This window comes from Providencia sp. JGM181, assembly GCF_018257375.1.
GTDB lineage: Bacteria > Pseudomonadota > Gammaproteobacteria > Enterobacterales > Enterobacteriaceae > Providencia > Providencia lanzhouensis.
Genome location: NZ_JAERJY010000001.1, coordinates 70,339 through 82,967, shown reverse-complemented (window position 1 = coordinate 82,967; position 12,629 = coordinate 70,339). Strand labels below are relative to the sequence as shown.

The 12,629-nt window shown below is 42.8% G+C and carries 12 protein-coding genes; 6 read left to right on the top strand and 6 right to left on the bottom strand.

What is annotated here, in order from left to right:
* Nucleotides 1-11: 11 nt before the first annotated feature.
* The 3 genes from recO (at nucleotide 12) to acpS (ending at nucleotide 2,137) form a co-directional block, all read left to right on the top strand.
* Nucleotides 12-737 (top strand): DNA repair protein RecO, encoded by a 726-nt coding sequence (gene recO, locus JK188_RS00365; protein WP_132495602.1) that lies wholly within the window; start codon nucleotides 12-14, stop codon nucleotides 735-737.
* A 285-nt stretch (nucleotides 738-1,022) separates the two neighbouring features.
* Nucleotides 1,023-1,754 carry a pyridoxine 5'-phosphate synthase gene (pdxJ, locus tag JK188_RS00360; protein WP_132495600.1) on the top strand — a complete coding sequence of 244 codons (732 nt, stop codon included), beginning with the start codon at nucleotides 1,023-1,025 and terminating at the stop codon, nucleotides 1,752-1,754.
* Nucleotides 1,754-2,137 carry a holo-ACP synthase gene (acpS, locus tag JK188_RS00355; RefSeq protein ID WP_036949441.1) on the top strand — a complete coding sequence of 128 codons (384 nt, stop codon included), beginning with the start codon at nucleotides 1,754-1,756 and terminating at the stop codon, nucleotides 2,135-2,137. Before pdxJ ends, acpS begins: the two co-directional genes overlap by 1 nt.
* Nucleotides 2,138-2,314: 177 nt before the next feature.
* On the opposite strand, the gene JK188_RS00350 is transcribed toward acpS, so the two are convergent.
* Entirely contained in the window at nucleotides 2,315-2,575 is a 261-nt protein-coding gene (locus JK188_RS00350; protein ID WP_211886176.1) for a YfhL family 4Fe-4S dicluster ferredoxin, read from the bottom strand.
* Nucleotides 2,576-2,866: 291 nt separating this feature from the next.
* A complete protein-coding gene (locus JK188_RS00345; RefSeq protein ID WP_108478528.1) occupies nucleotides 2,867-3,316 on the bottom strand; it encodes an XRE family transcriptional regulator in 450 nt (149 codons plus the stop codon).
* 191 nt (nucleotides 3,317-3,507) lie between these two features.
* Here JK188_RS00345 and leuE point away from each other — a divergent pair, with 191 nt between their 5' ends.
* Together leuE and tadA are read left to right on the top strand one after the other, a co-directional pair.
* A complete protein-coding gene (gene leuE, locus JK188_RS00340) occupies nucleotides 3,508-4,155 on the top strand; it encodes a leucine efflux protein LeuE (RefSeq protein WP_036949445.1) in 648 nt (215 codons plus the stop codon).
* Between the two features lie 87 nt (nucleotides 4,156-4,242).
* Nucleotides 4,243-4,755 (top strand): tRNA adenosine(34) deaminase TadA, encoded by a 513-nt coding sequence (gene tadA, locus JK188_RS00335; RefSeq protein WP_132495596.1) that lies wholly within the window; start codon nucleotides 4,243-4,245, stop codon nucleotides 4,753-4,755.
* Here the strand turns inward: tadA and mltF are convergent.
* On the bottom strand, nucleotides 4,752-6,410 hold the full coding sequence (gene mltF, locus JK188_RS00330) for a membrane-bound lytic murein transglycosylase MltF (protein ID WP_211886174.1): 1,659 nt from the start codon (nucleotides 6,408-6,410) through the stop codon (nucleotides 4,752-4,754). The genes tadA and mltF overlap by 4 nt on opposite strands.
* A 268-nt stretch (nucleotides 6,411-6,678) precedes the next feature.
* Between mltF and purL the strand changes: the two genes are divergently transcribed.
* Nucleotides 6,679-10,566: a phosphoribosylformylglycinamidine synthase gene (purL, locus tag JK188_RS00325; protein ID WP_211886172.1), complete on the top strand. Its 3,888-nt coding sequence runs from the start codon at nucleotides 6,679-6,681 to the stop codon at nucleotides 10,564-10,566.
* 98 nt (nucleotides 10,567-10,664) lie between these two features.
* Here the strand turns inward: purL and JK188_RS00320 are convergent, their stop codons facing one another.
* The 3 genes from JK188_RS00320 to fbpC all read right to left on the bottom strand — a co-directional run bounded on the left by JK188_RS00320 (nucleotide 10,665) and on the right by fbpC (nucleotide 12,627).
* On the bottom strand, nucleotides 10,665-11,033 hold the full coding sequence (locus JK188_RS00320) for a type II toxin-antitoxin system PemK/MazF family toxin (protein ID WP_211886170.1): 369 nt from the start codon (nucleotides 11,031-11,033) through the stop codon (nucleotides 10,665-10,667).
* Nucleotides 11,033-11,296, bottom strand: a complete 264-nt coding sequence (locus JK188_RS00315) for an AbrB/MazE/SpoVT family DNA-binding domain-containing protein (protein ID WP_132495588.1) — start codon at nucleotides 11,294-11,296, stop codon at nucleotides 11,033-11,035. Before JK188_RS00315 ends, JK188_RS00320 begins: the two co-directional genes overlap by 1 nt.
* A gap of 290 nt (nucleotides 11,297-11,586) precedes the next feature.
* The gene (fbpC, locus tag JK188_RS00310; protein WP_132495586.1) at nucleotides 11,587-12,627 is read right to left on the bottom strand and encodes a ferric ABC transporter ATP-binding protein; all 1,041 of its coding nucleotides are present in this window, start codon (nucleotides 12,625-12,627) and stop codon (nucleotides 11,587-11,589) included.
* Nucleotides 12,628-12,629: the final 2 nt, after the last annotated feature.

Here is a 12,629-nt window from a genome sequence, read left to right as displayed (position 1 = left end):
TCGGTGACACCGTGAGTGGTTGGCAACGCGCGTTTGTGCTCCATTCCCGTCCTTACAGTGAAACAAGTCTATTAATTGACTTTTTCACGGAAGGGGAAGGTAAAATTCGTTTGCTAGCAAAGGGTGCGAGACGCAACCGCTCACCATTAAGAGGCTGTTTACAGCCTTTTACACCTTTGTTGATCCGTTGGAGTGGCAAAGGTGAAATCAAAACTCTCATCAATGCTGACCCTGTCTCTCTTGCTCTCCCTCTCAGTGGCACTGTTTTATATAGCGGTTTATATCTTAATGAACTTACCGCTCGGGTTATTGAGTTCGGTACACCTTATTCATCTCTATTTTTTGATTACCTCAATTGTTTGCAAGTTTTAGCAGGGAGTGAACGCACGCCTGAATCTGCGTTACGCCAGTTCGAGCTCGCTTTGCTGTCTTATCTCGGTTATGGCGTAGATTTTTTACATTGTGCGGGCAGTGGTGAGCCAGTTTCAGACACCATGACTTACCGTTACCGTGAAGAAAAAGGGTTTATCGGCAGCCTAGTTGTTGACCAACTCACGTTCACGGGGAAGCAATTAAGAGCGTTAGCCGACCGAGAATTCCCAGATGCCGACACCTTAAAAGCTGCTAAACGGTTTACCCGCATGGCACTAAAACCTTACCTAGGTGGTAAACCTCTTAAAAGCCGTGAACTTTTCAGGCAATTTACTATCCCTTCTCAGAACATGGCTAAGTCATAGCAATTATTTGATTTTGTTTTATGGCGCTATTTTTTATCTGTTGTAATTGCAAATGGCTGTCATCCAAACTGTTGTAACCATAAAACGGCAGGTGAGCGAGACAAATTTTTTGTGCTATTTACTTTCTTCGAGGCGCTTCCCAAAAAATGAATGTAATTGATGAAATATTATTATTAGTTTGGAATCAGTAAGGAAGAAAGAGATATTTTTTCCCCCAACACCATAAATTGCAGTAGGATATGGCAGACAAGAAATAAGTGACTGTTTATTCATAGGGAGTTAAACATGGCTGAGCTGTTATTGGGCGTTAACATTGACCACATTGCAACTGTTAGAAATGCAAGAGGAACACAATATCCTGACCCTGTTCAAGCGGCATTTGTTGCTGAGCAAGCTGGAGCCGACGGGATCACTATTCACTTACGTGAAGATCGCCGTCATATTACCGATAGAGACGTTGAACTGCTCAACCAAACCATTCAAACGCGTATGAACCTTGAAATGGCAGTCACAGATGAGATGATTGACATTGCTTGTCGTATTAAGCCGACTTATTGCTGTTTGGTTCCTGAAAAGCGCGAGGAAGTGACCACTGAAGGCGGACTTGATGTCGCAGGGCAAAAACAAAAAGTCGCATCCGCAGTAAAACGGCTGACCGAAGCAGGTATTTTAGTTTCTTTATTTATCGATGCGGATCATGAACAAATTGATGCTGCTCAAGAGTGTGGAGCGCCATTTATTGAAATTCACACAGGCGCATATGCGGATGCCAAAACTGAACAAGAGCAAGAGCTTGAGTTCCGCCGTATTCGTGATGGCGTAAGTTATGCTGCAGGTAAAGGTATTAAAGTGAATGCGGGGCATGGACTGACTTACCATAATGTTCAACGTATCGCAGCGCTGCCTGAAATTTATGAGCTGAATATCGGTCACGCGATTATTGGGCGTGCACTGTTTAGCGGTTTAGCTCAAGCGGTGTCTGACATGAAAAACTTACTCACAGAAGCACGTAAATAATGGCTATTGTAGGTTTAGGTACAGATATTGTTGAGATTACGCGTATTGAATCTGTTATCGAGCGCTCCGCAGATAGCTTAGCGAAGCGTATTTTAACAGAGCATGAATATGCGCAATACCAGCAACAAACTAAGCCTGCGCGTTTTCTTGCTAAGCGATTTGCAGTGAAAGAAGCGGCGGCTAAGGCATTAGGTACGGGGATCCGTAATGGTTTGGCTTTTAATCAGTTTGAAGTCACAAACGATGAGCTAGGCAAGCCATTACTGTCACTGAGCGGTGAAGCGTTAAAATTAGCCAATAGCTTAAAAGCCACGCATTTTCATGTTTCAATTACTGATGAACGACACTATGCGGCTGCAACGGTGATTATTGAAAGTCTGTAGTCATTATTCATTGCCGGCTTATCTGCAGTCGGCAATGTTTCAATGAAATAGTAGCTCAATGAAAAAGTCTTTTAATGAAAGAGCACTTCAACGGATGGGTTTTTAGTAAAACAAAGCTAAATAACGCAGAGTTCAACCATCGTCGTTTCAACAAGTCTGTTCCGCATCTTTATGAAATTAGATTTTATCGGCGTGATGGATCATGACAAATTTATCCCAAAGCTGTTCCTGGGATTCAATATGTTCAGGATCTGTAATAATTGTATTAGTGATAGGGCAAACTGATTGGCAAGTGGGTTTATCATAGTGCCCAACGCATTCAGTACACAGGCTTGAATCTATTTCATAGATTTCCGTCCCCATGAAGATCGCATCATTTGGACATTCAGGTTCACACATATCGCAGTTAATGCATTTTTTAGTAATTAATAGTGCCATTTCAATTAGTTATATCAGATTTAAACCAGTAGTATACGTCTTCGAACGTCATTTTACACTGAAGTAAATCAATTAGACACTGAATTATGTGCGAGTGAACGGAGATGACCAACTAAAAAACAGTGATAAACAAGCAGAATAATTGAAAGTTCTAAGTATTATTTAAAGTGGATAGTTTGTAAATAAAGTCGAATTAATAATATAAAAAGGCTCTATTTATACAAATAGAATAAGAGCTTAATTTAAGCTCTTATGGAAGAAAGCAATTAATAGTTAATAGCAAATATTAAATTAATAATTAATTAAGTTATAGATATACCAGCTCTTAGTTTTATCAGATTGCGTATAGAAGCACAGTACACCATTAATGATAAAGAAGGTCGCTGATTTTATAGAGTCTTCAACGTTGAACTCCTCAGAATACATTAGCACGATGCTGGCATTATCAGCGATTTGATAAACATCGATAACTTTCTCATCGAGATTATAACCGTACAGATACTGTTTGTTCTGTGTTGGATCGTAGAAAGCTTGAATATTTTGCAGATAGGTTTTTAATTTACCTTTTTGTACGACAACGGTAGGTTCAATTTTGCCGGCATCTGTCATGTTATAGATCATGTAGGATTTATCTTTTGAATGCCCTAAGAAGTAATTTTTCTTAGCAGCGCTGAATGCAAGCGTTGTTGGGTAAAACTCTTCAAAGATACTTGATTGCACGGTTCTTCTAATAAAAGCCATGTTTATTCCTCTTATTTAAATTATGAAAACTTAAGTGCGGGTTAATCATATTTAATGAGAGAGATTTTAAAAATAATGTTAATTATTAGTTCGTTTTATATATTCAAATGATTTAAAAATTAATAAAAGTAGAATATTCACAATGGATCGCAACTGTGATAGTAATAAGAAAAAACAATTAGGAAGTGGTCATGTTTGAAAATCTAGGGGTATTGAATTTTTGGACTTACTTAGCGGGGTTGGTGCTTATCATCATTGTTCCCGGTCCAAACTCACTGTATGTATTAAAATCAAGTACTTCACATGGGACAAAAGCGGGATATCGCGCTGCAATCGGTGTTTTCACTGGCGATGCAATACTGATTTTTCTTTCATTCATTGGTGTTGCCTCGGTGATCAAAGCCTCTCCAACGCTGTTTACCATCGTAAGATACTTAGGGGCAGCTTATCTTTTGTACTTAGGGTGCAAAATCTTATATGCAACTTTTTGGCAGAAAAAATCGTTATCAGCAGGGGTTGAGCAGATTGAAGTAAGAAAAGAAAATTACTTCACTCGTGCGTTGGTACTTAGCTTAACGAATCCGAAAGCAATTTTGTTCTATATCTCGTTCTTTATTCAATTTATCGACTTCAATTATAGCCATGCTTGGGTGCCGTACATGGTATTAGCGGTTATCTTAGAGACGGTTAGCTTCTTGTATCTAAGCTTATTGATATTCAGTGGCTACTTGATAGCGCGCTTTTTACGGGAAAAGCAGATTTTGGCGAAATTGGGAAATTGCACTGTCGGTGCATTCTTTATGGGGTTCGCAGCAAAACTTGCCATTTTTAGTAATTAGTTGTTGATTAATATCAGATTCAATTTGCAGTCACTTTAACATTTCGTAATAATCAACTTTTCGAGTGTGGATGAATGAGAGGCTAGAGTGACGCAATTAGAAATCGACGAGTATTGGATGGCTCAAGCTCTTGAGCTAGCAAAAAAAGCTCAAGATGCAGGGGAAATTCCTGTCGGTGCGTTACTGGTCAAAGATAACCAACTAATAGCAGAAGGCTGGAACCACTCCATTGAAAATCACGACCCTACCGCCCATGCCGAAATTATTACCTTACAAAAAGCGGGCACCGCACTACAGAATTACCGTTTATTAGACACAACGCTGTATGTCACTTTAGAACCTTGCATTATGTGTGCAGGGGCGATGATCCATAGCCGCATCGGTCGAGTGGTGTATGGCGCGAACGATTTTAAAACGGGGGCATGTGGCTCCTTCATTAATATCATGTCGCAGCCAGGTTTAAACCACTATGTTGAAGTGACGAGTGGTGTACTTGAAGAAACTTGCTCATCCATGCTCAGCGATTTTTTTAGAATGCGCAGAGCACAAATTAAAGAGCAGAGACGTCAAGAAAAACAGGCTCAAAATCCCGAAAGCTAGTCTTCAATTGATGTTTCCTTTTGTAGGGCTACGTTATTATCGGTGGAACTCGAACGCGTTGGTTTTGCCAAAATATATTTCCCTAGAGAGTCGTTTGGTGCACGAGTATTTTCCTTGGCATTAAACACACCGAGATTTGCTGACGCTTTGGGCGCGATCTCCACTTTTGCTGACACTACATCAGGCATCACATAAGATGAAAGCGGCGAGTTCTCATTTGGCACTACAACGTAAACGTGAGATTTCTTGGCAATTTCGAGTGTTTTCTGCTTTTTCTCCTGACTTTGCAAATAACCCGCTAAGCTTTGATGATAGCGACGAATATTTTCTACATAGCGATAAGCTTCGTGTCCTCGGGCATAACCATAAGTGAGCTGGGAATAATATTTTTGCTGAGTTAGCAAGGGTAAATTTGCTTTAACATCAAGCCAGCGGTCAGGATTACCGCCAAGTCTTTGCGTTAGTTTTCGCACATCCAGCATATGCCCATAACCCATATTATAGGCAGCAAGGGTAAACCAAATGCGATCATCTTCAGCGATAGAATCGGGTAAGCGTTTCATAATATAGGCTAAATACGCAGCCCCACCTTTAATGCTCCCCTCTGGATCTAACCTGTCTTCAATTCCCATAGTTGCAGCCGTTGGTTTGGTGAGCATCATGATCCCACGAACGCCAGTCGGTGAGGTTGCAAGAGGATTCCAGTGAGATTCTTGCCAAGCTATTGCAGCAAGTAATTTCCAATCGATGCTCTCAACGGTCTCAGCATATTTCTCAAAGAGAGGTTGATAATCCGGCAGTTTATTATTTATGGCGCTAATAAACGTTATGGTATCGAAATAATCGAAGGATTCCACATGGCTGAAATGCTTTTCAATCAAGCGAGCAAGAAGATCGTTCTGATTGCTGAGATTAAAAAAATCGAGCAGGGCGGCATCTAGGCTGTTGTCATGTTGGCGGCTTAAATACCATGTAATGGCATGGTCATCGCGCAAATCAAATGCCACGGCGACTTTAGGATGAATACGTTGCTGCAAAGAGACCGCAATAGAATCTTCAAGGGTGTAATCAATTTCACCTTCGGCCACCATTTCTAATAATTGACTTGGTGTATAGTTGCTGCTTTCTTCCCACTTAAGATTAGGATATTGCGCTGAAAGTGCTTTTAACGTGCTTGCATGAGTGCTCCCCGCGATAACCATTAATTTCCCTTTCAGGTCATTAAAGGTTTTTGGGCGCGTAGTGCCTTTACGGTAAACCAATTGCTGAGTAACACTCAAATAGCTTGGACCCGTTTTCATGGTTTCCAAACGGTCTTTATTATACAGCAGCCCCGCCACAGCGATGTCGGCATCGTCGTTATCGAGATCTTCGAAAATCTGTTCAATAGTCGGGCGAATAATAATTTTGAGTTTAATGCCTAGGTACGTGGCAAAGCCTTGAGCAAGCTCGTAGTCAAAGCCACGTAGCTGACGCTGCTCATCAATATAAATGAGTGGTGAACTTACTGCGCTAATACGTAACTCACCCCGAGAGATAATTTTGTCGATTTGGGTGTTTTGCGTATTAGACCATCGGACATTGAAGCCAATGATCATGGTGGCAAGTAAAGCGATGACCACGATAATAAAATAGTTAACTTTTAGGTTATTCAAATAATTATTTCTCGTGTAGGAACTGGTGTTGTGCGCTTAATAAAAACTGTTTAATCATGGTTATAAATCCAGTGGTTTCGTATTTTGCTCTAACAATGATGATCGGTGCAACTAATATTATCGTATTTAGCACATATTAATATTTAACTAATCGCTCTATTTTTAGTCACGCAAACGGTTTCGTATTGATGAACATTGCTCTATAATGGACTCCGGTTTCCCTGCTTTCGTGATCAGGGCTGGCGTTTAAAAGAGAGAATTTAAGACTATGGAAATTTTGCGTGGCTCACCGGCACTATCAGCATTTCGTATTACCCGCCTTTTGGCGCTGTTTGCTGAAAAACAGCTCCCAGTAACGGATATCTATGCTGAATATATGCATTTTGCTGAGCTATCAGCCCCATTAAGTGGCAGTGAGCAAGGTAAACTGAGTAGTTTATTAAAATATGGTCCTTCTCTGGCAGAGCATGAGCCATTTGGAAAACTGATTTTAGTCACCCCACGCCCAGGAACTATCTCTCCTTGGTCTTCTAAAGCAACGGATATCGCACATAACTGTGGCTTAACACAGGTTAAACGTATTGAGCGCGGCGTTGCCTACTATATTCAAGCCGATTCACTGACAAGCGAGCAGTGGGACTTAGTCATCAGTCTGTTACATGACCGTATGATGGAAACGGTTTTTGCCTCTTTTGAACAAGCCGAAGCGCTATTTGTTCAGCAGCAGCCTGCCCCAATGAAAGTGATTGATATTATCGCAGGCGGACGCCAAGCACTCGATACGGCTAACAAAGAGATGGGCTTAGCGTTAGCCGACGATGAAATTGATTATCTATTAGAGGCGTTCACAGGGTTAAAACGTAACCCAACGGATGTTGAGCTATATATGTTTGCGCAAGCAAACTCAGAACATTGCCGCCATAAAATTTTCAATGCGGATTGGATTATTGACGGGGAAACACAGCCAAAATCCCTGTTTAAAATGATCAAAAACACCTTTGAAAAAACGCCAGATCACGTCTTGTCTGCTTATAAAGATAATGCGGCAGTAATGGAAGGTTCCTCAGTAGGTCGTTTCTTCCCTGAGCCAGATGGACGTACTTATCGTTATCATCAAGAAGATGCACATATTTTGATGAAAGTGGAAACCCACAACCACCCAACGGCAATCTCTCCATGGCCGGGGGCTGCAACTGGTTCTGGTGGTGAAATTCGTGATGAAGGCGCAACAGGTCGCGGTGCAAAACCAAAAGCAGGTTTAGTGGGCTTCTCCGTTTCAAACTTACGTATTCCGGGTTTTGAACAACCTTGGGAAGAAGATTTCGGCAAGCCTGAACGTATTGTGACTGCACTCGATATTATGACGGAAGGTCCTTTAGGCGGGGCGGCATTTAACAACGAATTTGGGCGTCCCGCATTATTAGGTTATTTCCGTACCTATGAAGAGAAAGTGAATAGCCATAATGGTGAAGAATTACGTGGTTACCATAAGCCAATTATGTTAGCGGGTGGTATTGGTAACATCCGTGCGGATCACGTTCAAAAAGGTGAAATTACCGTTGGCGCTAAGCTCATCGTTTTGGGTGGCCCTTCGATGAATATCGGTTTAGGGGGCGGGGCTGCATCATCCATGACATCCGGTCAATCTGCGGCGGATCTTGATTTTGCTTCTGTTCAACGTGATAACGCCGAAATGGAGCGTCGTTGCCAAGAAGTGATCGACAAATGCTGGCAGCTAGGTGATAAAAACCCAATTCTGTTTATCCATGATGTTGGTGCGGGGGGATTATCCAACGCAATGCCTGAACTGGTGAGCGATGGCGGTCGTGGTGGGCGTTTTGAACTGCGTAAAATTCTTAATGATGAACCAGGAATGAGCCCATTGGAAGTGTGGTGTAACGAATCCCAAGAGCGCTATGTGATGGCGGTTGCTCCGGAACAACTGGCATTATTCACTGAAATTTGTGAGCGTGAACGCGCGCCGTTTGCTGTGATCGGTGAAGCAACGGAAGAGCGTCATTTAACTCTTAATGATGAGCATTTTGATAACCAACCAATCGATATGCCACTGGATGTGCTACTTGGCAAAACGCCGAAAATGTTGCGTGATGTGACAACACTGATAGCAGAGCCTGAATCACTGGATAGAACCGCCATCGATTTAACTGAAGCAGTTAAGCGCGTTCTGCATTTACCTGCTGTGGCAGAAAAAACCTTCTTAATCACTATCGGTGACCGCACTGTGACAGGAATGGTTGCTCGTGATCAAATGGTTGGCCCTTGGCAGATCCCAGTGGCTGACTGCGCGGTGACAACCGCAAGTTTGGATAGCTATTATGGTGAATCAATGTCTATTGGTGAAAGAACGCCAGTGGCTCTGTTGGATTTCGCCGCTTCTGCGCGTATGGCTGTGGGTGAAGCATTAACCAACTTAGCGTGCTCTTATGTACAAGATCTTAAGCGCGTGAAGCTGTCTGCTAACTGGATGTCTGCGGCGGGTCACCCAGGGGAAGACGCGGGTCTGTACGAAGCGGTTAAAGCGGTCGGTGAAGAGTTGTGTCCAGCATTAGGTCTGACTATCCCAGTGGGTAAAGACTCAATGTCAATGAAAACTCGCTGGCAGCAAAATGGTGAAGAGCGTGAAATGACGTCGCCATTATCATTGATTATCAGTGCATTTGGTCGCGTTGAAGATGTTCGTCTAACGGTTACACCAGAGCTGAAAACTACGGCAGATAACGGCTTGTTATTAATCGACCTTGGTCAAGGTCACAATGCGCTTGGTGGCTCTGCACTGGCGCAAGTTTATCGTCAATTAGGTAATAAAGCGCCAGATGTTCGTGACCCAGCGCTGTTGTTAGGCTTCTTTAATACCATTCAAAAACTGTTATCTGAACAAAAACTACTGGCATACCATGACCGTTCTGATGGTGGGTTGTTTGTCACGTTAGTGGAAATGGCATTTGCGGGTCATTGCGGTATTAACGTGGATATCAGTTCATTTGATGAAGACACCTTAGCGGCGCTGTTTAATGAAGAGTTGGGTGCAGTGATCCAAATCCAAGGTGCTGATCGCCAATACGTAGAGCAGTGTTTTGCCGATGCTGGCTTAGCTGGCTGTGTTCACTATCTGGGTTCTGCAACGCACGACGACGCGGTGATCATTAATAGCCGTGATACGGTAGTTTACAACGGTTCCCGTAGTGCTCTGCGTGAGTGCTGGGCTGAAACTACATGGCAGATGCAGCGTTTACGTGATAACGAAGAGTGCGCAGATCAAGAGCACGAAGCGAAGAAAGACAATCAAGATCCAGGTCTGAATGTGAAGCTGACTTACGATATCGCAGAGGATATTGCTGCTCCGTATATCGCGTCTGGTGTTCGTCCTAAAGTGGCTGTGCTGCGTGAGCAAGGGGTTAACTCCCACGTTGAAATGGCGGCGGCATGGGATCGTGCAGGCTTTGATGCTATCGACGTTCACATGAGTGATTTACTGGCGGGTAACTTGTCTCTTGAACAGTTCCAAGCGCTAGTGGCATGCGGTGGTTTCTCATACGGTGACGTATTAGGCGCGGGTGAAGGTTGGGCGAAGTCCATTCTGTTCAATAACCGTGTTCGTGATGAGTTTGCCTCCTTCTTCAACCGCCCAGACACTTTATCATTAGGTGTATGTAATGGTTGCCAGATGATGTCTAACTTGCATGACCTGATCCCTGGTGCTGAGTATTGGCCTCGCTTTGTACGTAACCGTTCAGAGCGCTTTGAAGCGCGCTTCAGCTTAGTGGAAATTGCAAACAGCCCATCATTACTGCTGCAAGATATGGCGGGTTCGCGTATGCCGATTGCGGTTTCTCACGGTGAAGGCCAAGTAGAAACTCGTGCACCTGCTCACTTAACTCAGTTAGAAAATAACGCGCTGGTGGCAATGCGTTTTGTGAATAACTACGGTCAAGTGACGGAGCAATACCCAGCGAACCCGAACGGTTCTGTGAATGGGATTACGGCAGTAACATCAATGGATGGTCGCGCGACTATTATGATGCCGCACCCTGAGCGTGTATTCCGTACGGTAAGCAACTCTTGGCACCCAGAAAACTGGGGTGAAGATAGTCCATGGATGCGCATTTTCCGTAATGCACGTAAGCAATTAGGCTGAGATTAAAACGTCTGTTTTAATTTAGAGCTAAAAACAAAACACCCTATAAGTCGCTTGATTTATAGGGTGTTTTTTGTTTCATCAAAAATGGTAAAGATTCAAATTTGAGGGTCAATGATATCAATAATATTACTGAGAACTTCTTCGAAAATATCTTCATTTAGGGTTGCTGAGTAGGTGGCTTTTCTGGCGATTAAATCCAACGAGCGAAGTTGATAACATAAGATACAGCCAGTAATGTTCCCCGTGTCTGTACTTGAACCATCTAAGTAAACAGTGACATTTTGAGTTCTGGCACGGCTCCCTCCACTTGTAATAGGAACGCAAATTGACGTACCAAGTGCGGTGTTGATTTGTGAATCTGTAATCACTAAATAGTAGTGGGGCCCCTTGAATTCCTTACCTGCGACTGGATCACCATTAATGTGCCAAATCTGGCCTTTGTGGGGCCTTTTCACGTTTACCATTAAATAACCTCATTTCCCTCTGGGTCAGAATCATCGACTTCACTGTTTAATAACTTAATCTCTTCTTTATCAATACCGGATAGTAGCTCATTAATAGATTTTCTTCCTCTAGCCACGCGTTTTACCGGTTTTATGCAAATGGATTCTCCTACAGCATCAATATTTAATTTCATACCGACAACCCATCCTGCCATATTGGCGACTTCAATTGGGATAGTTAAAACAACAGCTCCGCCTTGCTGCCTTAATTTGGTTGTTGACATATAAGCCTCGCATATCTATTAGGTGTAACTTAGTCACACTATAGCAAAGGGTGATACTAAGTCACACTAAATCGTCGTTTTTTTATTCTGTGTTAGTGACGAAAATAGCAAGTATCGCCATTTTTTATCATACATGTGAGCAATTAGGCTGAGATTAAAACACCTGTTTTAATTTAAAGTTAAAAACTAAACACCCTATAGGTCGCCTGATTTATAGGGTGTTTTTTTATCTGTTATCCATAAAAAACCGCCCAATCGGGCGGTTGAGATATATCTAAAACAGAAAATCTTTATTCTAAAATAAACATCCCGTATGGGTGGATTTGCAGGTAAAGATCTTCACCTACAGACGGTTGCAATTGAGTTGCGTTGATCTGCAATAGCATTGATTGACCATGCCAATCTACTGTGACCTCATATTGCGGCCCCATATAAGCCACATGAGTGATGGTACAGCGTTGGCTATCTTCACCTTGTTTGCTTAATGTGATGGCTTCAGGGCGAACGCCGACAGTGACTTGGGTTTTATCTGTTGCAAACAGCGCAGGGCGCGGTAAACGGTAATTAAAGATATCCACGGAATCGCTGCTGAGTGTAGCAGGGAAAATGTTCGCATCACCCATAAAGCTCGCCATAAACTTGGAAGCAGGTTGGCGGTACAGTTCTTGAGGTGAACCTAACTGCATGATTTTACCTTTGTTCATTACCAGAACCATATCCGAAACCGCAAAAGCTTCACTCTGGTCGTGGGTCACGTACAGTGAGGTAATATTAAATTGCTGTTGCAGTTCACGGATTTTTTCACGCATGCTACGGCGTAAGTTAGCATCCAAGTTACTTAATGGCTCATCAAATAACAGTACCTTTGGTTTTAAAATCAAGGCACGTGCTAGTGCAACACGCTGCTGCTGTCCACCGGAAATTTGGTCAACGAAACGGTCTGCAAAGCCCGCTAAGTCCACCAGTTCCAGCGCTTCTTCTACACGTTTTTTTATTTCAGCCTTTGGCAAGCCAAGCATTTTCAATCCATATCCCACGTTATCCCCTAACGACATATGCGGGAAGAGGGCATAGGATTGGAATACCATACAAATATCGCGCTGTTGAATAGAGCGGTCGGTGACATCTTCGCCATCGATAAACATACGCCCTTCAGTAGGCTTTTCTAAACCTGCGACTAAGCGCAGTACAGTGGTTTTACCACAACCAGATGGTCCTAATAGGGTGACCATGCTCCCTTGTGGGATAGAAAGGCTTAAATCGTCAATGACCGTATTGTCGCCAAAGCGCTTAGTTATATTTTTTAATTCAACGAAACTTTTCTGTGTCATGT